Consider the following 24,392-nt stretch of genomic DNA (forward strand, 5'->3'; position numbering starts at 1 on the left):
CCCTCGTTCGTTTACACGCACAACTTAACCTCTGCAACCGAACAGATCACAGAGGTCGTTGTCCCAGATCTTGTCTGCTTAGCTCACCACAAATCCTTCGAATTCGTTTTGAATGACTTGATCACAGATCTGCTTAAACATCGGAAAGCCACCGACAAAAATCGGAAAGCGGCTTTTGCGATTTTCAATATTCGTACCAGTATACCAAGAATCCGTTTTTACGTATAACGTGTAGTCCGCAATCGTCTTGCATTCTTTACTCCAATTCGACACCGCAGCTTGAACGACCTCAATGTTCGTACTCCCTTTTTCTCTCGTATTCAAAATCAAGTCCGTAATGAAATCTACATGTTGTTCAATAGCAACCGGCATGTTCATGAGAACCGAAGGGCTTTGAGGTCCTGTAATCATGAAGAAATTAGGAAAATCATTTGTTGCAACTCCTAAGTACGTTTGCACGGCCTCGCCGTTTTGCCAATGCTCTTGAAGTGATTGACCGTTACGCCCGTGAATATTCATCTTAAACAAAGACCCTGTGATTCCGTCGTACCCTGTTGCGAAGACGATCTTATCAAAGTCATAAAGCGTCTTTGTCGTTTGGATCCCCGTTTTTGTGAGCACTTCAATCGGTTCTTGTTTCACGTCCACGAGCGTGACGTGTGGTTGATTAAAGGTCTCATAATATCCACTATCAAAGATTGGCCGCTTTGCAGCATAGTAATACTCCGGACATAACTGCTCTGCAACATCTTCATCTTGCACAGTCGAGCGAATTTTGTTCCGAATAAAGCTCGCTGCCGTTGCGTTGGATTCTTCGCTTATTAACAAATCATTATACGCGGTTGGAAAAACAAACCCGCCTTTGGTCCATGCATTTTCATAAACCGCTTCACGCTGTTCTTTTGTTTCATCAAGAGCAGACACTTCGCGCCGGTCCGTAGGCATGCCAAGACGAGTCGAATACATTAATTCACGGATTGAACTTCTATCGTTCTTTACGCTGTCGATGTAGTCATGCTCATACACGTAATTGTTCGCGGGCACTGCATATTGCGGCGTACGTTGAAACACCGTCAACGACTTGGCCTCTTTTGCAATCACCGGAATCGCTTGCACTCCGCTCGATCCTGTCCCAATGACTGCTACGTCTTGATCTTTAAAGTCTACTTCCTCAATTGGCCAATCACCCGTGTGATACCATTCCCCCTCAAACTGATCAATCCCTGAAATCGGTGGAACATTCGCTTTGGATAAGCAGCCTGTTGCCGCAATGAAATACTTTGCTGTCACAGTGACATCGTCACTAAAATGAACTTTCCACAACTCGTTCACATCATCATAAAATGCAGCCACGACTTCTCGCTGAAACTGGAAATGCTTTTTTACGTCCAGCTCTTCTGCAACAAAGTGTAAGTAACTTAATATTTCTTTTTGAGAAGCAAACCGTGATGACCACGTCCACTTTCGGTAAAGATCTTCTGAGAAAGTGAAATTGTAGTAGATGCTTTCGGAATCGCATTTCGCCCCAGGATAACGATTCCAATGCCACACCCCACCAACATCCTCCGCTCGCTCAAACCCTTGCACGGTTAACCCAGCCTCACGAAATCGATAAACCGCATACAATCCTGAAAACCCTGCCCCAACAACTAGAACTTCATAATCTGTTTGATGCGTTTGTTCTGACATCTTGTGATCCTCCCAACTAGATTTCTATTCTTTAACTTATTATCCATTTATCTGTTATTTTCCTGTTTTTTACGGCGAATGAGCTGAACAACGACAAAAAAGCCATGTGGATTCTGAATGCCCGTCCACACGACTTTTTTTAGAAGATCTTATAATTCTATGTCTAACGCATTTGCTATCATTTTAGGTAAATCAGTATTGTCCATCAATCCACCGAATTGTTCACTGCCTGGTCCAAAGCTGTAGACTGGAACATCAACTCCAGTATGATTTGTTGTGCTCCAGACCGGGTTGTCATTGCCATCAAGTGCTAAACCACCCGTATCATGGTCACTCGCCATCACAACAAGCGTTTCTTCATCTTCTTTCGCAAATTCAATTGCCTCGATATACGCCGCTTCAAATGCTTCAGTATCGGTCATCGCCCAATCATAATCGTTTGCATGACCTGCCCAGTCAATTTGACTCCCTTCTACCATGAGGAAGAAGCCATCATCGTTCTGATCAAGCGCACTTAGCGCAGCCTCTGTCATCTCTTGAAGAGAAGGTTCATCTGTTTCATGACGATCCCGTTCAGGAGCCATTGCGTTGTTTGCGAATAACCCGACAACTCGGTCACTATTCGCAGATTGTAACTGCTCTGCATTTCGGGCAATCTCATACCCATCACGTTCAAAACGTTTCATGTAGTTCATTAAGTATTGGTGGCCACCTTCACTTTTCGGTAAGAAATAGCTTTCTCCTCCACCGAGTAACACATCAATATCTTGATTGTAAAACTGATTAGCAATTTCCATTTCATTGTTCCGATTGGAAACATGAGACGCAAACGCTGCTGGAGTCGCATGAGTGATCGTTGATGTCGCCACTAACCCGGTAGATCTTCCTGAGTCTTTTGCTGCTTCAAGAACTGTCTGCACACGCTCTCCTTCTGGATTTAAGCCAATGACACCGTTATTCGTTTTTACTCCAGTTGCCATCGCTGTTCCCGCTGCCGCAGAGTCTGTGACACGGTTGTTCGCAGAATGTGTCATCATGTGGCCGACTTGGTGCTCATCCCAAGCTGGAATTCCTTCTTCTTTAAACGCTCGGTAGACACTAGCATAGCCAGATGAATACCCATCAGGAATCATAAAAATTACATTTTTCGCTTCCCCTTGTGCTTCAGCCTGCTCACTCACATCTCCAAGCCCTGCCAAAACAGCTGTAGCCACTACGGAACTAACCATCCACTTTTTCATCCCGAATCCCTCCAATGTTTGTGTTGTCACAGTTAGCGTAACAAGTGAACGTTAATCTCATATTGGAGAAAGATAAATGTTCCGTAGACCGTTCAAAATGAGACTTTCCTAAGGCTAATATTCCTGTACGGTCAGTCGATTGCCATGAACTTTATCAGAGTAAACTAGTACAATGATCATCACGAATGTTAATTGTGTTAATGAGTGGTAAACATAACTATAAAAAAAAGACGAACCATAATGGTCCGCCTTACTTGCTCACATCGACTTCTTCAGCAGTCGCTTCACTAATCTTTTCTAACCCACACCACGAACTTAATAAATTCGCATAAACCTTTGTCACTTGCTTCACACTCTCTAAATCAACCCACTCATCGATTTCATGGAAGTTCCCTCCTTCTGGACCATAGCAAATCGCATCGCTATCATAATACAACTGGAAGAAACGGGCATCTGTCGTTGAAGGCAACGTGCGTCGCTTCGGTTGACCTCCGATCACTTCTTCATGAGCGTGATCTAGCGCTTGGAATAATTGCGATTGATCATCACTTTCTGTCGGCTCAGCGTGAAATCCATAAAATTCAATGTGAGGAAGGTGATCACAGAACCAGTCGTCTGATTGTAAAGCTTCCCGTAAAAAGGCGCGCATTGATTCTTTACGCTCTTTAACGGTTTCTCCTGGTACGAGACCAATTCGACCTTCAATCGTTCCAACGACAGGTTCATTTGATTCAAAGTCTCCTGAATGAAATTTGCCAATGTTCATTTCAATCGGTTCTTCTTGATCTTTAAAAGCTGGATGAGTTACTTGTCCGTTTAAGTGACGGACAAACTGTTTTAAGGCATCAATAATCACTTGTCCTTTTTCAATTGCATTGCATTGAACATGTCCATCTTGTGTACTCCGAACTGTATCGTAGCGAACTCTAAACCACATGCTTCCAACTTGAGCATAAGCCGCCTTTAACCCGAACGGCTCAGGAATTAAAGCGGCTTTTCCTGTGTACCCCGCCTCTAATGCAGCTAATGCCCCATTACCTGTTCGTTCTTCATCCGGAACAAATTGGAGCATTACATTCGACTTCGGCTGATAGCCTGCTTTTTGAATGGCACGGTACGCAAAGACCATCGCCGCTAATCCTGCTTTCATATCTGCAGCACCACGCCCGTATAAACGACCGTCTTTCTCTGTCGGTTCATAAGGATCTGTGTTCCAGAGAGAAACCGGCTCAGCACTTACCACATCGGTATGACCTTGGAAAATCAAAGCATTATTTTCGCCTTCTGATCCATAGTGACTCCCAACAACAACGTCACTATTCTCATAATCCCACTCCACCGGGGAAAAACCAGGGTGCTTAGCGATTGATTCAATGTCTGGTTGAAACCGATCGACGTGCATGTGTAATTGATTTTGCAAGTAATGGGCAATATATTGTTGTATCGGTCGTTCATCGCCACTTAATGATTTATATCGTATTAATTCTTTTAGAAACTCAAGTTGCTCATTCCAACTAGTTTCGATTTCTTTATGGATTTCATTTACGTTCGTATTCTGTGCTGTAATCATGGTCTCACTCCCTAATAACTATACTCATCTACAACATTCCCGCTACTTCTACTCTAAAACTCCTATTTTTAAAATAGAAAAAGACTAGATGTTTCACTAGGGAAACTCTAGGGAATGTAAGGTTATAACATAAACACAAAGGAGCCAATCACATGCTTTGGACAATTATTGGTATCATTTTAATTCTATGGTTACTCGGTTTTATCGGCGGTGTCGGTGGCGGGCTCGTTCACCTCTTACTAGTCGTTGCATTGGTTATCGTTATTATCCAATTACTAACAGGTAGAAGATAACAGCAATCATATTATTTATAGAAACGAGCCCAGGTTTGGCTCGTTTTTTTATGTGTGTCATTTCAAGTTCGAGAAAAGACCATCTTCCTGTAAGGAAAGGTTTATGTGAGATTTCAATGATTTAACCTTTATTTGGGGCGCAAAAACCCATCATAAAAGTAATTAAATATGGTTTTTATGATCCCCACCTCCTCCAATCCTTCTAGACCTGTCGGTGTGCACCTCTATACAAACACATACATCAGGACATCATCCGCATACTCATTCGGCCCACGCTTCCATTCGTTACGTTTGCGCCCTTCTTCAATAAATCCGAACCGTTCATACAAGCGAATGGCATGGTGATTTGACGAGAGTACCCCTAAACTGATTTTTTCTATAAAGGGGTTTTCTTTTGCCCAAGAAAGTAAATGTTGAATGAGCGATTCACCATACCCTTTTCCTCGATTTTCTTTGCTGATCATCATTTCAAATGATGCTGTATGCTGTAACCGAACTGGCTTCGGAGAATGACACCAAATATATCCAACCAAAGATTCATTTTCTACAGCTACAAAGATCACTTCACGCTCATTCATGATCGTCTGATTAATCTCTTCCTCCACATCGTCCACTTGTTTTCTCCATTCTGACGGGCTCGTAATCAGGCCGTTGTCTTCTTTAATAACTGCATTTTGAATGGTATAGATGGACACCGCATCAGAAACCATTGCAAGTCGAATACCCATGACTGTATTCCTCCCATCACTAATTTTCAGAAGATATAAATTCAGGTACACTAAAAGTAAGAGGTGAGAATTAATGAATACTGAAACTACTGCTAAAACAAGAGAAGGCGTATTAGGGCCAAGAAGCCATGCCTTCATGTCAGTCCTCATCTACGGAATGCTATTTGTGACATTAATGGTCGCAACAGGTGGTTCAATCACTCTTGATAACTTACTACTTCCGATTGTAGCAATTTATGCCACGGTAAGTATCCTAGAATTCTTAATAAAGAGACGACGGGAGAAAACCCCGCAATGGCTCGTAGTAGGATCTTTTGGAATCGGCGCGATCATGGCCGTCATGATGACTATTGTATCTTCGACTATGTAGAAATAGCTAGCTAAGGTGGATTTACGTGATTTAGCAAGAGACTCGTCTTGTGCCAGAATTGATCCAAAATGTAAGAGCCTTGATCCTTCAGGCCCGAGTCTTGAGCTTTCTAAAAATCCCCTCGTATCAATCGCTACGAGGGGATTCTGTTACATATTCTCTTGTTTTAACGTTTCAATGATGTTGTTTTTCTTCACTTTGGACATGGAGTAAGCCATCGCCATGGCTACGATGATGAACACGCCGATGATAGCGGCGATAATTTCTGTCCAAGGTAACTCAAATGCGTAGGAAAAGGCATTTTGATTTGTGAAATAGATGCCATACATAATGATTCCGCTAATTGGTAATCCGTACGCCAAAGCTTTTATGCCATAGAAAACACTTTCAAAGTAAATCATTTTATTAAATGATTTAGGGATCATTCCCATTGATTTCAGCATGGCGAATTCTCGTTTACGAAGTGCAATGCTTGTTGAAATTGTATTTAAGATGTTCGCAATTGAAATTAACGTAATGAGCGTGATAGATAACCAGAGACTACTTTTGACATGTTGAACAATAGTATGGTTCACTCTTCATAATATCATATGAGACTCTACACACACATTTGAAATATCCCCTTACAATGCCCTTATTCTTGACTTATACTAGAAGACAGGGAATATTTACCGTTGGATGGTGGCTTACATCCTCTTGCCTTTCAGGTCTGTATGACAGATCGGGAAGGGGGTGTAAATATGGTTGTAACGTATGAAGCATTGTTTCTAGCTTTAGCTGTTGGAACACTAGTCTATACGATTTCAAGAAGCCAAAATAATGACGAAAACAGAAAAAAGTAGTCACCCCACCATCCAAAATTGTGGTAACTACTTTTCCGAATCATTTAGAGGATAAGTAACCCACCGTTCTTGGTGAACCTATTCCCTCTAATTTAGCCTGTCAGTGGTCGCACACTGATGGGCTTTATTAGTTTATACAGTTATTTTAGCAAATATGCAGGTCAAGAGGCAACAATATGTTACGTTACCCCTATAAAAAGACCACACCTTTTCAGGTATGGTCTAACTTGCGTCCTGTTTTCTTTTAGCACCGATAAGGAGTGTAATTATTATAGCTTGGGGAAGTAAAAGATAGTTATAATCTGCTAATTGTTGCGTATTCACTGTCATAAGCTACTATAGATAGATCATAAGCTGTGAGTTCACTTAACTCTTAATCTGAAAGGTGTGAGCCCACAGTATCTAGCATCTCTGCCCCTGCACCTTGAGTACGTTAATTTCTAATCACAACACAAATAAGAGCATGGCTTCAAATGAAACCATACTCAGTGAGTACCCGTCGTGTCTCTTCAATTTCTTGGATTAGAATAGGTAAATAAGTGCATTCATTTTGAAAGGTCTGACTGTCTCTGAACGTTATAAGGTCGTTAAGGTGTTTCTTAACGAGTACTGCCTCTTGATTCGTCATAGGCAACACCTTCAGTATTTTTTTGTGTACTACCCGATACCCTAAATACGCTATACAAAAACAATTTTCAGCGAATTCGTTACGAATGTCTTATTCTCTAGCTTCTCTATAGTACGAACCTGAATAAGCCAACGTGAGTAACCAAATGCCTATGTTACCGGCTTTTGTTAGTATTTAGGCGTTCATCCAATTCGATTTTCGAATGAATTTGGATGAGCTGATCTAAAAGTCCATTTCGATCTTTCGGAGAGATAATGACAGGCATCTCACCATGTTTCCTCGACAATTCAATTCGATCCGTAAGTGAAGCCGCCGGTGAACTTAACAGACTTTTCGTCGGTTGAATCGTTGTAATGTCTTCAATCGGAATCGACATAGCTCTAATCACAAACCCAAATCGAATTCGCAACGTGTCATCGCAAACCTCATAATGAATAATAAATATAGGAACGATTGGAAAGATGATTGCTGTAATCACAATCGCTGCAACAAATTCAGCGTTAAGGATCAGATGAATGATCGGCAAAAATAATGATATTGCTAAAGCCATCATCAAACCGACGGAGTAAGACGTACGCGTACGAAACGTTACAGAACATCCTTTATCCATATAACTACACCTCGTCTAATTGCTTCATCAACGTGTTTTTCATAAGATGGTACCCGTCACGGTTTTCTTGCTTAGCGTAGAAACGTAGGCCATTCAGTAATCGACACAATAAATTTGCTTGAAGTCTCTCGTTAAAATACGGGATTTCTACGCCTTCCTCTTCAAAGTACCGCTTTACTTTTGCAGGAAAGTCTAGGTTTGGTGACCATAAATGAAGATTCGCAACATCATATAAGAAGTCGCCATACATCGCCATTTCCCAATCGACAATGCCAGTAATTACAGTGCCATCTGTGACCACATTTCCTAAATGGAAATCTCCGTGTACGAGAAACGGTCGTTTCGGTGCATAACTTGCTAGTTCGAGCATCTTATCATAACCTGCATCAAACACCTCTTTGTCTAACACTCCTGTTGTAAACATCGTGCGCCAGTTAGCAAAAAAACCTTCGCTCTCTTCTATGAAGAAACCCTCAAGCATGTCTTGCCACGTTTGATAACGCTTGTTATCTCCTCGGTTCATCCAACCAAACGTGTCATTGTCGCGAACCGTAATCATAGATTCTAAGATCGTAATGAGATGAGAAGCAAGATCTGCTTGCGTAGGTTGTGGATAAGCAGACACCGGATCACCGTTTAGTTTCTCACTAACCATCATATACGTTCCTTGATGATCATGAATCGCAATGACTCTTGGGATTGGCAGCCTTGTCCCATATCGATTGTACACGTCTCGCGCTTTGTAAAAGCTCTCAGAATGTTCTCGGATGTGAGCAACATAAACCTTCTCTTTCGTCATAAATTGATCAACACGACTGAGCTCGCCGATATCAATTCTCTTGAATTGTTCTGCATCAGGATAGTGTTCCTTCACCATTGCGTTCACCCATTGATCTGAAACGTCCTTCTTAAATGATTTCATTTGGACCACCTTCAATCTGTCTATGTATATATTAGCCTAGCACGTTCCAATTCAATTCTCGCTTCAAGTGCATTTCAGTTGGATAAATCTAGCAATGTTGATATGATAATATTCAAAAAATAAGGGTGATTTGATGAGCGACAACCAATTACTTGAGCGAGGTTTTAAGCGATACCACGGTGAAGAGATCAACGTCTACTTCAATAAGGAGATTTGTGAACACGCTGCAGAATGTGTTGGCAACGCGCCTGAAGTGTTTGACACTAAGAAAAGACCTTGGATTACACCCGATGAAGCTTCAGCATTAAAAGTAGAGCGTACCGTAAAGCTATGTCCAAGTGGTGCACTGCAATACCGTTACGACGATTAAACAATAATAAACAATGTCGCTACGAGCTGTGGCGGCTTTTTTCTTCGAAAACATCACTTCATGCTTTTCGTAAAGCCCACATTCGTTTCTAGAAATCCAGCTTTTTTATAATACCCGTGAGCATTTGTTCTTTCCTCTTTTGCTCCACTATTTAACGCCATGGTGCACGCACCTATACTAGTTGCCCAGTCTTCAGCTCTTTGCATAAGCTTTTGCCCAACGCCTTGGCCCCGGTGTTCCCCATCAACGACAAATGCAACAATTCGTACGTACTCACCGTCTTTTTCATAAAAGTAACTCTTCACTGCAGCAATTAACCCAACAACTTCCCCATTAACAAGCGCTAACCAAGTTCGATAATCACCATGAGATTGAATTCGTTCAAACCGCTCTTTCATCTGCTTTACCGACGTAGGATAACCGAGTTGAGTGAGCAACACGCTCATTGATTTCACATCACTCATCGTAGCCAGACGAACCTCCAAATGAATCCCTCTTTTCTACGTAGCTTCATTCCCACTATATTTCAACATATTGGTACTTCATCCCTTTTCATTCTACTCTTTGTACTTCATCACTCGCATCAAAAGTCCTTTTTTAGATTAAAAGGGTTATTCTTGTCCATATTCGGGAACACCTTCACCATGCTTAGTTAACCAAAGGAGTGAACGTCGATGAGTGTCCGCAAATGGATGCCCAAAACGGGTCAACGTCTTCTTAGTATGTCACGAAGGCAAATTCGTTTTGAAACGCAAGCGAATGTATGGCTTATCAGTCTCTATTACGGACTGCTCGGGTTCTTAATTGTAGGAATCGCGTATGTGTTGGACATGCGATTATTTATAGGAGAACACGCTTCTTTTTTTCAAGTCGATTATGAATTAACGAGACAAATTATTAGCTCGCTCGTTGCCGGAATTATTACGTTAAACGCATTTACACTAAACTCGATCCTCGTCGTATTAACGAACTTCTCTGGGCAATTCACCCCGAGAATGTTACTCACGTTCATTGCGGATCGTAAAACACAACACGCCGTCGGTATCTTTAATATGGTGTTTGTCTTTATTCTGTTCTCCTTTTTCATGATTAATGATGGAACAGCAGAGTATTACGCCGCCTTCCCAACGCTCACCATTTTACTTATGTTCTTTGCACTCGCTACTTTCGTCTTTTTTATTAATCATGCTGTTAAGTGGATGCAAGTACCTAACTTAACGTTCAATATGAAGAACGAGTCAGAAAAGCAAATCCTTACTACACTCGTTGAAGACCTTGAACCTTATCGAACACAAGAGCCAAAGAAAGAAGAGATGGAGTTAAACGAAGATGAAGGCACAATCCTTTACGCCAAGGATTCTGGTTTCATCCAAATCATTGATTTCAAAAGCCTCTTTCAATATGCAGAGAAAAGAGGACTCATTATTCGATTAGAAAAGCGAATCGGAGAATTTGTCTTAAAAGATATTCCTCTGCTCACTTATTGGAAGCGAGAAGATTGCGATGTAAATGAGGCATTTATTTGTAGTAAGGTGTTCGTTGGTCGTAAGCAAACAGAAGTTCAAGACATTGAGTTTGGTGTAAACAAGCTCAAAGAAATTGCGATTAAGTCGATCGGAAATGATGATCCGAACACGGCAAAGAATGCCATTCTACAGCTATCTGACTTGTTGCTTTCGATTTCTGAGATCACGCACTTCACACCGTATCTTACGGACAAAGAAGGTAACCTTCGCGTCATTATTAACGAAGAGACATTCGACTATTACCTGTACTCTTCTTTCTCACACATTAGCATTTATGCAAAAGAAGATCCCGTCATCACGAACGATATCTTACACGCCATAAGCTTATTAGCGAGCTCAACCTCAACTGCCAATCACAAAAGCGTCTGGACATTTGCGATGATGGTCGCAAGAGGTTATCAAGCACCGTTTGCCTTTGCATACCACGAGAAAGACTTTTATACACACCTTGAGAAAATCTCTCAAATGACTGACAACCAAGAAGACTATTCACAATTAGAACAAGAGTTAAAAGAGCGATTAAACAATCCAAAACCTGCTTAAATTTAAAAGTAAAACGGCCGTCATTTGTGACAGCCGTTTTCTTTCTGTTTACTATATCGTTCGTGTCATGCCCCATATGTCTATGAAAATCTCAATAATACACGTATCATGATTAAACATTTGTTCCTTCTTCAGACGTCTGAATATGCTTCGTTTCATTCGACCGCTCAATTGCTCGTTGAAGATTATGAAGTTGCATTAAAATAAGACCAAGCATAATGAATGTAACAAATTCACCAGTGACAAAGGCCAGTACTGCCATCACAATCATGATAATAACTTCGAGTGGCTTAGAATTCGAGAACACGTTAATCACCTTCCTATATTTCTACAAGAATACTTCACGTAACTATGATTGCGGCGTTACTACATATACCCCACCACAATGAGAGATTTGTTCGTAATCAACGTGAACATTCGCGCTAAATCTTCGTTTTATCCCTTCTACTACAAAATAAAATTCATCGTGATCCCAAACATCTTTGTATCGATCACGACAACGATTGTGATCTTCTTCTGTTTGAAACGAAACATCACCAATTAATAGTTTACCTTCTTTAGTTAACATAGGTAGCATCTGTTCCAATAATTGAACTTTGTACGCATCCGTAAAATGATGTAATGCATATGTACTGACAATATAATCGTATTTTTCAGTCAGTATTTGGTCTGGGAAACCATTCGTTAAATCCCATTGAATGAGCGTCGCATTCGGCATCTTCTCTTTAGCAATTTGAATCATCTTGTCTGAGAAGTCTAGTCCCGTAATGCGGTGACCGGCATCATATAACTTACCTGTTAGAACTCCTGTTCCAAATCCGATGTCTAGTATGTTGAGCGATTCCTTTGTCATTATTTCATTGTAAATTGCATTTAATATTTGTTTATAACCCGCAAAAGGATAATGATCATTTTCTTCACTAAGCTGTACCGAATGATCATACCCGTCTGCCCATAAATCAAAGCCTTTTTGGTTTAACATGTCATTCCTCCTAAAATCTATGACAAACAAGAGATCACATAACTTATCTCTATTGAGCTTTTTTAACTTTTTCCTTCACAAACGGAATAAATCCGATAATAAAAACAACAAAACCGACAATTGCAATCAACGGTGTCACAAATAACAACACACCAACTCCGGCGATCACGGAGGCAAGAATTGCAACAGCATAGCTAATCATCGGCGAGACGACGAATACGATTAATAGCCCCCAAGACATCATCTTCGCTCGTTTTGTTTTTGACCGAAACAGAAACACGAATAGCCCTAATGCGCCAATCATGTATAGCATAAATAATATGGCTTCCAAGTGAGAAACACCTTTCTTCTTCAAGTATAAATTTACTGCTACACCCAGTATGACAGAACGTCTCAATTTTTGAAGAAGAAGGCAACGTTAATTTGAATACGCACATCTCGTTTAATACAGCTATGCTAATTTTACAAAAACAGGTGATGTTTGTTAGGTTACTTTCTTTTGAAGAATATGTAAATAGCTCCGAGTAAAGATTCCTTGCATGAGCACAAAGTTTTTCCTATAAAAAAGCTGGCTATTTAAAAATAGCCAGCTTGCCAGCTTGCCAGCTTCCCAGTATTGATGCGATTCACTTCTCCATGAAAAGTACATCATCTTTGTTGCATCCGAGTGTTTCGTAGAATTTTCATCGGCGCTGGACCCATTTTTTCGACTTTGGATTTGTGGATCGACCAACTAATTGCCCTTCTTAGAATCAGATTGTCCATTATCCGCAGCGCGATCTTGCTTCTCTTGATAATAAGCTTTCATTTCCTTATACATGTAATCGCCGATCTCTTCAGGAAAGTAGTTATTAAAATTGGAGCTGTGTTTTTCAAAGAAGCTATCGTCATCAATGACGCGGAATAGGAACTTTTCATTCGCGGGAAATAATCGATCCATTTTCTCTAGCGTATCATGGACTTTCTTTTTACTTGAAGCGTCATTAAACTGTATCGAATCTTTAATCGCTTGAAATAATTCCCACGTAATTTTATCCATAAGGTCTTGAGACTCTGGTTCGTTAAATGACTTGATTTGTTCCATGAGCTGTTCATCTTCGTTAAAATGCTGTTCAAATGCTTGCATTTGTTTCTTTTCCCTCATAAATAAATCAAGCATAATAAACGCAAATTGATCGAGTTCACCCTCAGACGTATCTTCAAAATTGTAGAGACGTTCCATTCTAGTTATAACGCCCTTCAGCTCATTTAATTGCTCTTGCTTTTCTTCGATCAACGTCTTCTGAATTCGTAACAACTCGCGGTTACTCACCTTATTATCCGTCATTTGTTCTTTAATCTCATTCAACGTTAGACCGAGATGTTTATAGATGTTGATTTGTTGGTAAGACTCCCATTCTTTACGTGTGTACACTTTATTGCCATTATCATTCAGTTTATTCGGGCTTAATAAACCCATCTTATCGTAATACCGCAATGTTCGTACGGTTGTCCCTACAATTTTCGCAAATGAACCGATGGTTACTTCCATAATAAATACCTCCTCCCTCCATTTTATACTGTTACGTAACGTCATAGGCAATCCTTTTCGCTCTTTGTTCATTCAGGATGAATTTCCCTAAAAAAAGTGCTTGATTGTGACGTTACGTAACAATCTAATATAGGTCATAGATTCAGTTCGAAAGGAAGGTTATGTATGGAAGAACAGGAGCAACAACAACAATCATTACTAAAGAATCGCCCATTTATATTCCTATTTCTCGGTAGCTTTTTAGCAATGATCGGCTTTACGATGTTTTTCATGACAACGACTTGGTTTGTCATTTCAGATCTAGGTTCGGCTAGTTCACTTGGCATTATACTCATTGCCATTACAGTTCCACGTATCTTAATGATGGCATTTGGTGGGGTTCTCGCTGATAAATTTAAAAAAACAACGATCATGTTCACCACGAGCTTCATTCAAGGCATTCTACTCGTCATCATTTTCTTATTGAATAATGCAGACCTATTAACGTTTGGGTATTTAATTATTTTAGGCCTTCTTTTCGGAACGTTGGACGCTTTTTCTGGCCCAGCGGGAACGTCATTGATTCCGAAATTAGTGGAAAAAAGCCAAATCAAGCAAGCCAATGCGATCATTCAAGGATTCGGTCAAATTGGTATCGTAATTGGTCCTGTCATTTCTGGAAGTGTAATGGAGTTCGCAGGGGTCACAACAGGTTACTTTGTCGCAGCGATTATTGTACTGCTGTCAGCCTTCTTTATGTTCCCACCATTCTTAAAAGAAGGACCTGTAGACAATACGATTAAGCAAACACCACTGAAAGATTTAATTGAAGGATTTAACTATGTAAAAGCAAGCAGATTCCTCATTACCGGAATTCTAATCCTGATCACGTTAAACTTCTTTGCCTTCGGATCGATTTCCATTGCCATCCCGATCTTAGTGGAGACTTATGGAGGTTCTCCAATTAACCTCAGTTACATTGAAGCTGCGTTAGGGATCGGAATGTTAGTGAGTACAGCCATTATCGGTACGGTAAAAATTCGCCGCAGAGGATTGACTTCACTTCTTGGTCTTATTGCAACCTTACTTGTCGCGATCGCATTTAGCCAAATTCCTAATTTGCATATTTTGACCGCACTTGCGTTCTTAATTGGATTTACAATAACCTTCGTTTCTATTCCCTTCTTCACATCAGCTCAAGAAGATACAGACCCCCGTATTATGGGTCGTGTCATGAGTATCATTTTCTTAGCGATGAACGGGTTTGATCCACTCGCTTACGCAGGGGTAACCGTCCTCGTTTCAAGAGGTGTTGACATCCAATTGGTCATCTTGTCCTTCTCACTGATCGGATTACTCATCGCGTTAATCACGTTATGGAGAGGCAAAACGTACAGAAACTACACGTCGAATTATTAAACTTAATTACACGAAAAAACCACTTTTCTATAGAGAAGTGGCTTTTTCGATTGATCTGATGGTATTAAACTTGTCGGTATCTTATAAGGATGATTGGACAATAAATGCAACCACAATCAGGTTGACGAATTCAGTCACATGCCTCACGGCTTTTTTCGTTTAATTTATGTCCTAGCCTTTCATTTTTCTATCAACACTGAGTAATTACGATACCCGCTATAAAAACTGCTACCAAACAAGATCGCTAGCATTACAGGAGACAACTTCAAAAGAACAAATGGTGTTTCAAATAATAATGCATACCAAAACAATGCACCTTCCATATTCCAAAGCCCATCATGGTAAAAGCCAGAAAGATCCTTGTAAATCATATACGAAAGAGCCAAGCACAGCATCCCCATTAAAAATGAATAACCCATTAGCCGTTTATAATACTTCCCCTTCGATTGACGATCTGAGAAGATTTCATTTTGATTCCCTTCTTCTTTTTGCCAATACCGTATTCCACTTAGCCAGGACCCCTTAATGTAGTGCCAACCAAAATCTTCATATATTCCTTTGTAATCCTGCAATTTATCTTTTGGTAAATAATCTTGATAGTCCAGTCGCATAACATACTGCTTCTCCGTTTTGTCGAAAGTATATATGCCAAATCCACTAATACCGGTACATCGAAAGCCTTTTTGTAATTGTTCATTCAACCATTGCTCTTCTTTTTCAATATTAAAAAACCATTTAATCTTCTTCATATCATTCACTTCCTTCATACAAGGATAGAATATGCAATAGCCTTTCTTGTTCCAACTTCAAAACAGCACTTCCTTCTGTCGTAATTTTGTATATTTTTCTCCGACCTGAACTTCCTACTGCTTCAATCCAGCCATGTTTATTTAGATTTTCAATGGCACCATATAATGTACCTGCCGCTAAAATGACAGAACCATTACTCATTTCTTCGATCTCCTGCATAACAGCATAACCGTGATGCGGTTCCCGTAAAGCTAACAAAATATAGTGCATCGTTTCAGACAACGGTAATAATTTATGTTTCATTATTTCAATCCCCTATTCAGTCTAACTGTACAGTTGAACTTAATAATAATATAATACAGTTCAACTGAATAGTCCATAACTTTTTGCCCCAATCCAAAAAGTCGATTTCCTTTACATTTGGAAATCGACTTGCATGACAGACAATATTCAATTAGTTGAAACGTTGCTCTAATTTCCTTCGATGCTCTGAAAATACATCAGCTAATTCTATATCATATTTATTCGCAATGACTGCGATGTTACCCATTAAATCCCCTAATTCTTCAACTAAAGCTTGCTTATTAACTTCCGATGATTGCGCTTCTTCGTCTGGTCGATCTCTGCCAATTTCGAGCGCCCTGATCGCCCTTGCTACTTCACCTGTTTCTTCAGATAAAAAACCGATTCGCATAAATATATCTAATTCCAGCCACCCTCGTCTTCCGTAGAAGTTATCTACCCATTCCTGAAATTGTTCTGCTTTCATTCGCTTCGCCACCTATGTATACATGATAAACACCTATCTAAAAAGTATACCAGTTACGTTGACTTGCTAAATTAGTTGGCGCGATCCCTTCGTATGATCGGATTGCGCCTAGAACGTTGTAAAACATAGCAGACCTCTTCGACATACAACCACTATTCAATGCAACTTTTCATTTCTTTTTTGATTTACCGAAAATGCCTAATACCGTTAATAATGCAACACCTATAGCAACCCATACACCTACACTCATTTATTTTCGCCTCCTATATTAAGTTTGACTTCATGTAGAGGGATGCAACGGTTTCATACTTGTGACCACTACACAACAACCAAATATCAATTGAATTGATCATAATTACAAGAACCATTTAACTATTATATAAGAGCTGACAAGCATAAATATGATTGAAAATTCAGTTATATAATCCCGGAAGATCTCTTTCAATTTACTCTACGTATTCCCATGAAGAATGGTTTCACATTCAACGTCAAATTTCTGGTTCTCATTATTCACGATAAGAAACTACATGTCTTTTATCTCTTCCTCAACTATTTACGATTCCCTTTCACCAAATGATGACACGCATCAATAATAATAGTTCTTCCTTAGGTATTTGCATACAAAAAAGGCCTCATCATCGACGAGGTCTTCCCTACAATCAGCGTCCGATTATACTCGCCAATTGATCTTCTACGAAGTTGGCGTCATCCATGTAGGCTCAAGCATGTTGCCATCAGGGTCTTGAACTTCGAGGCCGTACATCTGATCTTCTGGAATTCCGTGATCTAAATGATAATAATCGCCACCATGTTCTTTTGCCGTTTCAGCAAATTGCTTTACAGCGTCAATGCTCTCCATTTCAATGGCAATTAACGTTCCACTTGTCGTTTTTGTATCCGCAATTGCTTTGTCCTTAAGAAATTGCTTGTAAAAGTCATAGGTTAGAATCATAATCCAAAAATTGTCATTCCACATCATCGCGCTTGAATGATCGTTGGAGAACAGTTCATTCTTTTTAAAGCCAAGTTGTTCATAAAAATGTGTCGATTTCTTCAAATCACGAATTGGAAAATTAACAAACACCCTCGTCATAACAAACAACACCTCACCTTTAAGATGTACTGATAATGTAACCCGATCATGTTCTGTTCATACCGTTCGAATTAATCGTTTCGCTGTAGCAACTGTATATCGCTAAATCCATGCGCTGCTAGGTATGTATGAGTATTCATTCCTTTTGCCTTTCGCTTGTCCACAGGTGCATCTACCGCAAATGACTTCTCAACATGTGGATAAAACAACATGCATACTGCTTTCGGAATTCGCTCCACAGATTCTCGATCCATAATAACCGACGATGCCCACAATATTCTCTTCTTGTCCACACAAACAAGCGAATGTTGCCGCTACACTTAATCCAACAAGTATCACATTTCGTCCCTCGTTACGATACTCTCTAATCTGTTTGTTAACAGTGTGCACAGCTTGTTGAAAACCGACATCTTCCATAAAGGAACGGTACGCTTCATGTTCTTCTTCCTAACGAAACGGATGGTCTCGTTGAAGAAAATCGATGGCTTCTACTTGAAATCCCTCATCACGCAATGCTTCACAGTAATCTTTACTATGTGCATTAACGCCATAAATTTCATGCAGAGCTAAAGTGGTTGTTTTCATCTTTTCATCCATACGTTTGGTTCATCATCACAACTCTCCATCCATCGGGATCCTCAATCGTCACTCCTTTTTCTTTCCAATACTCATTTTCTGGCGCCACTTCAGGATAGCCCATATCGCATAACCGGTATGCTACATTTCTAATTTGTTCGTAGTCCTCAATGTAAAAGACGAGTAAATTATCTCGAGTTGGTGCAGGGCAAGGGCTTCCATCATGGTGATGGGTGAACTCTAAATGAATCAGAACTTGGTAATCTAATTGCGACACCTTCATATCCACGATGACCTTTAAATCGTTCAACTTCTGCCAACCCTAAACCATTCACATAGAAATCAATCACTCGATCGAATTGATCGGTCGACCTTGCAATTCGTACTTGTCCCGCAACAAAATCAAAGAATCAGCGTTCGACGTTCGTCAGTTCTTCTCTACAACTTTGGTCGTAAGGAGCATGAAAAATGAGAGTCCTCGATTCTTCACCCTTCAGTATTTCCCTACTTTTTCTAAGTTTGGATACATCCACATTTACACATGATACCTATAAGGAGGGTTTGCGATTGAGTAATGAACATCAAATTGATACATTAAATAAATTATTAAAAGGTCAGCACATGGGAGTTGATGCTTACGAAAGTTACCTTGAGAAGTTACCAGCCTCTTCACCACTGAAAGAACCATTTATCACCATTCAATCTGATTTGCGTGACCATGCAAATCTACTTAGCACACGCATTTTAGAACTTGGTGGCACACCAAAGAAAAGTGAAGGCTTAGTTGGAAAAATGGAGCTTTTTATGAGCGAACTGTTCGATCGCCCTCACGACGAAAAAGAGATCGTAAAACACGCCATAAAAGGTGAGAACATTTACGGAAACAAAATGACCGAAAAAATCGCCGGTGAAGAATTGGATGAGCACAACCAACAACTCATCCACACGATTCTTTTCAAACAGCGTGAACATGTGGATGAATTAAAAATCATTCTAGATAACATGAAAAACGAGGAGTAACCACTACTCCACGTTTTTCATGTGCAGTTGTTTAAGATAGACCATCATCTTTCTATGCTCTTCTTCAAGGTAAGAGAATTGGTGAACGATGGCAACTTCTTGCGCGACTCTTTTAAACAGTTCGCATGCAGTAGTCAACGCTTCAAAGGACACTTTAAGGTTGGCGCTTGCATACGTCTTCTCATACAACCCCCACAATTCATTTGGCAGCAATTGTTTATAATATTTGCCGAACATTCCTGTTGAAACACGATACGAATGTTGGCTACCAATCCACCAATCGATCATTTGGTGAAGATCCGCTCGAACAATCACTTCAAACATTTGTTTTGCATACGGAAGTTCATCCCGACAAAGACCTTTTGCGACGTTTTGTACACACCAAAGAAAATTGTTACAACAACTAAAATACTCCGCTTCTGAAGGTTCTTTTATCCAATAACTCTCATCTGTTGCTTTCGGGATTTCTTTGAGTCGACCGTCTTTATCGAGCAATGGTACCGTTAACGAATCTTTTCCATATTGTTCAAGCATTTTCGTTAGTGTCACAAGTCGTAAATCTATTCGATTCCCATCCTCAAACAACATCAAGTATGCATTCGATTCGGTAACATCAACCTCAATTCCAAGTGCAAGGTCCATCTCATCAGGTTGTTGAACCATTATTAGCTCCCCAAAGACATGAATCCAACTAGCGTCCTCGCGAAAGGAATCGATTTCAGAAACAACGTAGATAATGTCATAATCTTGAAGAGAGTCGGGTAAAACATTTGGATTCGTTCGCGACCCGTTCATATAGACCGCTCGCACTCGCTCGTCTCGCTTAGCTACAGTTAAAATCAACTCCATCATTTCATCACTTGATCGCATGGGATTCTCCCTTCTATTGCTACTCGCTCAAAATGTTCCACTGTCGGAAATGGGTCATAGAAATGGTGCAACAATCGTTTCCATTCTTGATACTCGTCCGATTGCCTAAAACCGATCATGTGATCTTCTATAGTTTCCCATCGGACCAACAGTAAATAGTTCCCTTTCACTTCTATGCAACGTTGCAATTCATGAGAAATATAGCCATTCTTCGAAGAAATGATTGTTGATGCTTTGTGAAATGCCTCTTCAAATTCATGTTCTAGTCCTCGTTTAACTTGTAAGTAAGCAGTTTCCAAGATCATGTTATACACACCCTTCAATGCTCATATGTAAGAAACTGATACACTTCACCGATCAAACCTTCCATTTGATGAACCCCAAGTTCACCATTAGTCATAATAACCGCTGCACGGTCGACGTCAGGGTGCACAAACCCCATACATTGATATCCTTTTCCCCAGCCCCACGATACAATTTCTTTCCCAGCTTTAGATTCTTCTATAAAGACACCTAAGCCTGACCATGCTTTACCAAATTGAGGGGTCATCATTTCAAATGCTAATTCCTTTGAAAGACCGAGCTTGCTCTTCCCTTTTTGGGCATGTAGCAGTTCTTGAAACAACCTCACAAGCGTCTTTGAGCTTGACCACAGACCTGAGGCGGCTGGATATGGATACAACGTTTCAGTAAAACAAATCGGTTGTCCTTGTTTAGAGTGCCCCCTCGCCAAATCATCGCTAATATACGCAAGCGACGTTGGCGTTACATAACGAGCATGCATCTGGAGTGGTGTAAATAGATAATTGCTCACTACCTGCTCAAATGTCTTTCGCGTGACGTCCTCAATGAGCAATTGGATCACACAGTAACCGGCATCGGAATAGTGGAATTCACGTTCCGGCTCCCCCACCGTGATTAACGTCGAACAATATGATGTTTTACCATTTAAAATGTCTGGTATCGTAGGAACACCAAAGCGAGCTTCATAGGGTTGAAAACTATCTTTTGGATCAATAATGCCTGATTGATGACTGAGTAAATGCCTTAATGTTACTGGTTTTTTATTAGTAGATGGAATTTTCCAACGAATGAGTTTATCATTAACCGGTTGGTCTAATTGAAGTAGCCCTTTTTCCACTAAAAGTATCGCTGTAAGAGCTGTTACGTATTTACTCACTGAACATGCGTTAAATAATGTCTGCTCCGTTACTTTTCGATCACGATCCGCTTGAACAACCCCATACTGACGAGACAGTTGATGATCGCCTGCAATTGCGGCTATACTCAACCCTTGAACTTTGTAATGACTCATCCGTTCAAGAATGTATTCATCGCTTAGCTTCATTATTTTCACCTACTCGATCGTATTGATAAGAATAGAAAGAAACGCATACCTCGTCTTAAGATATACGTTCATGATTGTCTAATTAAATTGCAGTTGGTACCTTCTTCTTTTTTGCTCACTAACAGAAATGGTGATCATTGCACTTGTTAAACAAAGAACCGTACCAAAAATAGCCCAACCACTTAGTAACAGTCCGTTTGAAAAAGCCATCACCGTTAACGTCACTACAAAGAACGTAAAAAATCCAAAAAGTTGATAAACCCCTGACACAACTCGTAAAACGATCCGATTCGAGAAAGCCAACACAATAGGTATAGCAAAAAACACACTCACATAGGCCATTGCGACAATTACTTCTCCAAAAGAAGTAAAAGAAAAGTGCATCACACTAAGTGATTGCGAAGCAACCATAATCAACATAATCATTGAAACCAACCAGCAAGCTGCCGAAAAACCTAAACGAATATACACAAACATCCATCCAATCCTATCATTGTTACTCTATTGCTATTATAAATAATGGTAGATTATGATAAATATTGTGTTCTACACGATACATTGAACGTCCCAATGTTTACGAATCTCATCAACAATTCTAGTCCGAACAACGACTCTCAAATCAAAGTGTTTAAACATAGGCTGACCGTTTTCAATCACAACATCCACCGCACGACTCACATTCTGATCTAGAAGAATAACTTTAACTTCGCCATTAAGCTCATCGACTTTATTAATCTCACGAATTCTAATTTCTTCCACACCAATCATCCTCCTCGGTTCTCTCTCTATAAAATCACTTTAACACGTTACTGCAAAATGAAAATAAAGTTTATAGAATTGTTATGTTTATCTTTAATACGTGATAATTGCATACAAAGTTTCAGTTTAGAGAGCATTTCCATTGAAAAAGTTGGAATAAATTGATGATCTAGTCTATTCGGTTAGGTTATTTGTCTGGGTCTTGCTCCGCGCTCACCTTCGCTTGTTCCACGTTCTACTTCGCTTACTCCGCGCTCTACTTCGCTTGCTCCACGCTCTACTTCGCTTGATCCGCACACCAAAAACACGAAGGGAGCAACTCCCTTCGTGTTCAAAACTAATACTTATTCAAAAGATACTTTAATGGCAAGATTGAAATGAAACGATTAAGACGATCGTTCCAACGGGCAAATCTTACAATAGTCTAGGTCTTCTTTTTTATTCTCCATCCGATGAAAAAGGCAGCATGTCTTTCTCGTGCACGCCGAGCCTAAAACTGCTTCTTCTTGCAAAAAGGGTTGTAAAGGATTGGTATCCAATCCGAATAGTGAACCTTCTGCTCGTTGCAAACATCGAAAGTCTGACAATAATTGTTCTCGTTGTATCCGCGATTCAGTTGATTGTAAGAGACTTCGATAAACCGAATGGATACGAATCGCAATGTTTTCCCAAAGAATTCTCGTAGAAATTCTCACCGTTGAAATTGCGCGAATAAGTGGCGTCATATGTTCCGTAAAAAATGTCTGCAACGTGCGATCACGCCACTCAACCCGATTTTCAGCTGGACACGTATCCCACGGACAATCCCGTTCTTGAATACATAGCTTTTTGCGATCCTCATTAAAAACACAACCCGTTAACGGCATGGAGAGCGCCTGATTGTAATTGCCTAAGCTATACAATAATGAACCCACAGTCACGCGAGCATAATATTTAATAAATAGTGATGCTGCGACTTTAATATTCGGTGCTTCAATCTTCTCCATATAACTCATCAAGAAGTCACGACATCTCAATGGATCCAATAAGTGGTCCATACGGAATCCTGTTGTGTTCGATGTGTAACGCTCAATCCCAAACGAAGCTAAGCGTTCAATCGTTACAGATTCTCGCATCTTACCTTCTCCTTTCAAACTTCTATAATGCGAAGACCTTTTTTTCTACACGGCGAGCCGCCTTTTTGCTATACGGAATGGTCATCGGTGTTAATGTAATGGGGTCTTCAATTACTTCACAATCTAATGCAAAGACTTGCTTCATCATGTCCGTCGTGACGACTTCTTCCGGACTTCCTTGTGCATAGATCGTTTTGTTCTTAAGTGCAACCATATGATGCGCGTAGCGGGCGGCTAAATTTAAATCGTGCAAGACGATGACAATCGTTTTGCCTTCTACTTCATTTAACGTATGACAAAGATCCAAAATCTCAATTTGGTGAGCGACGTCTAAAAACGTCGTCGGTTCATCAAGAAGTAACGTTTCCGTACGTTGTGCTAACGTCATTGCAATCCATACCCGTTGACGTTGACCTCCCGATAAAGAAGTAACCGGGCGATCTGCCATCTCAAACACACCCGTTGAAATCATCGCTTCTTTAACGATTTTCTCGTCTTCTACGGACCATTGTTTTAGTAAGGTTTGGTGGGGATAACGACCTTGTTTAACGAGTTGAGAAACGGTAATGCCTTCAGGACTTTCCGTACTTTGAGGCAGAACAGCGAGACGCTTTGCAATCTCCTTCGTTGAAAGCTGACCCATATCTACCCCGTCTAATTGAATTGTTCCGCTTTTCGGTTTGAGCAATCGTGCGATCGAACGTAGTAAGGTCGATTTGCCACACCCGTTCGCTCCGACAAGAATGGTTACTTTTCCTTTTGGAATGTCTAAATCTAGCTCATCAATGACAATTCGATCTTTAAATCCGAGTGTAAGTGAATCGGTTCTCAACATATCATTCATCACTT

General features: G+C 40.2%; 32 protein-coding genes and 2 pseudogenes. 6 read left to right on the plus strand and 28 right to left on the minus strand.

The window, feature by feature from the left end; translation table 11 throughout:
* Window positions 1-78 precede the first annotated feature (78 nt).
* The 3 genes from JOD17_RS19400 to JOD17_RS19410 form a co-directional block, all read right to left on the minus strand.
* Entirely contained in the window at window positions 79-1,689 is a 1,611-nt protein-coding gene (locus JOD17_RS19400; RefSeq protein WP_204699628.1) for a flavin-containing monooxygenase, read from the minus strand.
* 149 nt (window positions 1,690-1,838) lie between these two features.
* Window positions 1,839-2,930 (minus strand): alkaline phosphatase, encoded by a 1,092-nt coding sequence (locus tag JOD17_RS19405; RefSeq protein WP_204699629.1) that lies wholly within the window; start codon window positions 2,928-2,930, stop codon window positions 1,839-1,841.
* Between the two features lie 250 nt (window positions 2,931-3,180).
* Window positions 3,181-4,500 carry an ArgE/DapE family deacylase gene (locus JOD17_RS19410; protein WP_204699630.1) on the minus strand — a complete coding sequence of 440 codons (1,320 nt, stop codon included), beginning with the start codon at window positions 4,498-4,500 and terminating at the stop codon, window positions 3,181-3,183.
* 152 nt (window positions 4,501-4,652) lie between these two features.
* Between JOD17_RS19410 and JOD17_RS19415 the strand changes: the two genes are divergently transcribed.
* The gene (locus JOD17_RS19415; protein WP_152549394.1) at window positions 4,653-4,793 is read left to right on the plus strand and encodes a lmo0937 family membrane protein; all 141 of its coding nucleotides are present in this window, start codon (window positions 4,653-4,655) and stop codon (window positions 4,791-4,793) included.
* A 224-nt stretch (window positions 4,794-5,017) separates the two neighbouring features.
* On the opposite strand, the gene JOD17_RS19420 is transcribed toward JOD17_RS19415, so the two are convergent.
* Window positions 5,018-5,521: a GNAT family N-acetyltransferase gene (locus JOD17_RS19420; RefSeq protein WP_204699631.1), complete on the minus strand. Its 504-nt coding sequence runs from the start codon at window positions 5,519-5,521 to the stop codon at window positions 5,018-5,020.
* A 136-nt stretch (window positions 5,522-5,657) separates the two neighbouring features.
* Between JOD17_RS19420 and JOD17_RS19425 the strand changes: the two genes are divergently transcribed.
* Window positions 5,658-5,891 (plus strand): hypothetical protein, encoded by a 234-nt coding sequence (locus JOD17_RS19425; RefSeq protein ID WP_204699632.1) that lies wholly within the window; start codon window positions 5,658-5,660, stop codon window positions 5,889-5,891.
* A 149-nt stretch (window positions 5,892-6,040) separates the two neighbouring features.
* On the opposite strand, the pseudogene JOD17_RS19430 reads toward JOD17_RS19425, so the two are convergent.
* The 4 genes and pseudogenes from JOD17_RS19430 to JOD17_RS19445 all read right to left on the minus strand — a co-directional run.
* Window positions 6,041-6,418 (minus strand): annotated as a pseudogene (locus JOD17_RS19430) (ABC transporter permease); the annotation flags it as partial.
* Between the two features lie 784 nt (window positions 6,419-7,202).
* Window positions 7,203-7,361 (minus strand): hypothetical protein, encoded by a 159-nt coding sequence (locus tag JOD17_RS19435; protein WP_204699633.1) that lies wholly within the window; start codon window positions 7,359-7,361, stop codon window positions 7,203-7,205.
* A 154-nt stretch (window positions 7,362-7,515) separates the two neighbouring features.
* A complete protein-coding gene (locus tag JOD17_RS19440; protein ID WP_204699634.1) occupies window positions 7,516-7,971 on the minus strand; it encodes a PH domain-containing protein in 456 nt (151 codons plus the stop codon).
* A 4-nt stretch (window positions 7,972-7,975) separates the two neighbouring features.
* Window positions 7,976-8,893, minus strand: coding sequence for a phosphotransferase family protein (locus JOD17_RS19445; RefSeq protein WP_204699635.1), 918 nt, complete (start codon window positions 8,891-8,893; stop codon window positions 7,976-7,978).
* A gap of 133 nt (window positions 8,894-9,026) precedes the next feature.
* Between JOD17_RS19445 and JOD17_RS19450 the strand changes: the two genes are divergently transcribed.
* The gene (locus tag JOD17_RS19450) at window positions 9,027-9,263 is read left to right on the plus strand and encodes a (4Fe-4S)-binding protein (protein ID WP_204699636.1); all 237 of its coding nucleotides are present in this window, start codon (window positions 9,027-9,029) and stop codon (window positions 9,261-9,263) included.
* 53 nt (window positions 9,264-9,316) lie between these two features.
* Here the strand turns inward: JOD17_RS19450 and JOD17_RS19455 are convergent, their stop codons facing one another.
* Complete coding sequence (locus tag JOD17_RS19455) at window positions 9,317-9,748, minus strand: GNAT family N-acetyltransferase (protein WP_239575753.1); 432 nt, start codon at window positions 9,746-9,748, stop codon at window positions 9,317-9,319.
* Between the two features lie 189 nt (window positions 9,749-9,937).
* Between JOD17_RS19455 and JOD17_RS19460 the strand changes: the two genes are divergently transcribed.
* Window positions 9,938-11,332 carry a DUF2254 domain-containing protein gene (locus tag JOD17_RS19460; protein WP_204699637.1) on the plus strand — a complete coding sequence of 465 codons (1,395 nt, stop codon included), beginning with the start codon at window positions 9,938-9,940 and terminating at the stop codon, window positions 11,330-11,332.
* 112 nt (window positions 11,333-11,444) lie between these two features.
* Here JOD17_RS19460 and JOD17_RS19465 read toward each other — a convergent pair whose 3' ends face one another.
* The 4 genes from JOD17_RS19465 to JOD17_RS19480 form a co-directional block, all read right to left on the minus strand.
* Complete coding sequence (locus tag JOD17_RS19465; protein WP_204699665.1) at window positions 11,445-11,639, minus strand: hypothetical protein; 195 nt, start codon at window positions 11,637-11,639, stop codon at window positions 11,445-11,447.
* 42 nt (window positions 11,640-11,681) lie between these two features.
* Window positions 11,682-12,314 (minus strand): class I SAM-dependent methyltransferase, encoded by a 633-nt coding sequence (locus JOD17_RS19470; RefSeq protein ID WP_204699638.1) that lies wholly within the window; start codon window positions 12,312-12,314, stop codon window positions 11,682-11,684.
* A 49-nt stretch (window positions 12,315-12,363) separates the two neighbouring features.
* Window positions 12,364-12,645, minus strand: a complete 282-nt coding sequence (locus tag JOD17_RS19475; protein WP_204699639.1) for a hypothetical protein — start codon at window positions 12,643-12,645, stop codon at window positions 12,364-12,366.
* Between the two features lie 402 nt (window positions 12,646-13,047).
* Entirely contained in the window at window positions 13,048-13,845 is a 798-nt protein-coding gene (locus JOD17_RS19480) for a MerR family transcriptional regulator (protein WP_204699640.1), read from the minus strand.
* 165 nt (window positions 13,846-14,010) lie between these two features.
* Here JOD17_RS19480 and JOD17_RS19485 point away from each other — a divergent pair, with 165 nt between their 5' ends.
* Window positions 14,011-15,243, plus strand: a complete 1,233-nt coding sequence (locus JOD17_RS19485) for an MFS transporter (protein WP_204699641.1) — start codon at window positions 14,011-14,013, stop codon at window positions 15,241-15,243.
* 179 nt (window positions 15,244-15,422) lie between these two features.
* On the opposite strand, the gene JOD17_RS19490 is transcribed toward JOD17_RS19485, so the two are convergent.
* From JOD17_RS19490 to JOD17_RS19520, 7 genes and pseudogenes are all read right to left on the minus strand, one after another.
* A complete protein-coding gene (locus JOD17_RS19490) occupies window positions 15,423-15,992 on the minus strand; it encodes a DUF2812 domain-containing protein (protein ID WP_204699642.1) in 570 nt (189 codons plus the stop codon).
* A gap of 1 nt (window position 15,993) precedes the next feature.
* On the minus strand, window positions 15,994-16,296 hold the full coding sequence (locus tag JOD17_RS19495) for a PadR family transcriptional regulator (RefSeq protein ID WP_204699643.1): 303 nt from the start codon (window positions 16,294-16,296) through the stop codon (window positions 15,994-15,996).
* 151 nt (window positions 16,297-16,447) lie between these two features.
* Window positions 16,448-16,762: a MazG nucleotide pyrophosphohydrolase domain-containing protein gene (locus tag JOD17_RS19500; RefSeq protein ID WP_204699644.1), complete on the minus strand. Its 315-nt coding sequence runs from the start codon at window positions 16,760-16,762 to the stop codon at window positions 16,448-16,450.
* A 691-nt stretch (window positions 16,763-17,453) separates the two neighbouring features.
* Window positions 17,454-17,855, minus strand: coding sequence for a VOC family protein (locus tag JOD17_RS19505; RefSeq protein WP_204699645.1), 402 nt, complete (start codon window positions 17,853-17,855; stop codon window positions 17,454-17,456).
* 71 nt (window positions 17,856-17,926) lie between these two features.
* On the minus strand, window positions 17,927-18,130 hold the full coding sequence (locus tag JOD17_RS19510) for a hypothetical protein (RefSeq protein WP_204699646.1): 204 nt from the start codon (window positions 18,128-18,130) through the stop codon (window positions 17,927-17,929).
* Window positions 18,131-18,302: 172 nt separating this feature from the next.
* A complete protein-coding gene (locus JOD17_RS19515) occupies window positions 18,303-18,440 on the minus strand; it encodes a hypothetical protein (protein WP_204699647.1) in 138 nt (45 codons plus the stop codon).
* 4 nt (window positions 18,441-18,444) lie between these two features.
* A pseudogene (locus JOD17_RS19520) lies at window positions 18,445-18,811 on the minus strand (VOC family protein).
* Between the two features lie 187 nt (window positions 18,812-18,998).
* Between JOD17_RS19520 and JOD17_RS19525 the strand changes: the two are divergent.
* On the plus strand, window positions 18,999-19,451 hold the full coding sequence (locus JOD17_RS19525) for a ferritin-like domain-containing protein (RefSeq protein ID WP_239575754.1): 453 nt from the start codon (window positions 18,999-19,001) through the stop codon (window positions 19,449-19,451).
* A 3-nt stretch (window positions 19,452-19,454) separates the two neighbouring features.
* Here the strand turns inward: JOD17_RS19525 and JOD17_RS19530 are convergent, their stop codons facing one another.
* The 8 genes from JOD17_RS19530 to JOD17_RS19560 form a co-directional block, all read right to left on the minus strand.
* The gene (locus JOD17_RS19530) at window positions 19,455-20,321 is read right to left on the minus strand and encodes an aminoglycoside 6-adenylyltransferase (protein ID WP_204699649.1); all 867 of its coding nucleotides are present in this window, start codon (window positions 20,319-20,321) and stop codon (window positions 19,455-19,457) included.
* Entirely contained in the window at window positions 20,300-20,626 is a 327-nt protein-coding gene (locus JOD17_RS19535; protein ID WP_204699650.1) for an antibiotic biosynthesis monooxygenase family protein, read from the minus strand. Before JOD17_RS19535 ends, JOD17_RS19530 begins: the two co-directional genes overlap by 22 nt.
* Window positions 20,627-20,640: 14 nt before the next feature.
* Window positions 20,641-21,669, minus strand: coding sequence for a serine hydrolase domain-containing protein (locus JOD17_RS19540; protein ID WP_204699651.1), 1,029 nt, complete (start codon window positions 21,667-21,669; stop codon window positions 20,641-20,643).
* Between the two features lie 78 nt (window positions 21,670-21,747).
* Window positions 21,748-22,140 (minus strand): hypothetical protein, encoded by a 393-nt coding sequence (locus JOD17_RS19545; RefSeq protein ID WP_204699652.1) that lies wholly within the window; start codon window positions 22,138-22,140, stop codon window positions 21,748-21,750.
* A 75-nt stretch (window positions 22,141-22,215) separates the two neighbouring features.
* On the minus strand, window positions 22,216-22,428 hold the full coding sequence (locus JOD17_RS19550) for a hypothetical protein (protein ID WP_204699653.1): 213 nt from the start codon (window positions 22,426-22,428) through the stop codon (window positions 22,216-22,218).
* A 182-nt stretch (window positions 22,429-22,610) separates the two neighbouring features.
* A complete protein-coding gene (locus JOD17_RS21645) occupies window positions 22,611-22,736 on the minus strand; it encodes a hypothetical protein (protein WP_275581902.1) in 126 nt (41 codons plus the stop codon).
* A 78-nt stretch (window positions 22,737-22,814) separates the two neighbouring features.
* Window positions 22,815-23,543 carry an IucA/IucC family C-terminal-domain containing protein gene (locus tag JOD17_RS19555; protein WP_204699654.1) on the minus strand — a complete coding sequence of 243 codons (729 nt, stop codon included), beginning with the start codon at window positions 23,541-23,543 and terminating at the stop codon, window positions 22,815-22,817.
* Window positions 23,544-23,565: 22 nt separating this feature from the next.
* Window positions 23,566-24,387, minus strand: a complete 822-nt coding sequence (locus tag JOD17_RS19560; protein WP_204699655.1) for an ABC transporter ATP-binding protein — start codon at window positions 24,385-24,387, stop codon at window positions 23,566-23,568.
* Between the last annotated feature and the right edge of the window lie 5 nt (window positions 24,388-24,392).

The organism is Geomicrobium sediminis, assembly GCF_016908595.1.
GTDB lineage: Bacteria > Bacillota > Bacilli > Bacillales > Marinococcaceae > Geomicrobium_A > Geomicrobium_A sediminis.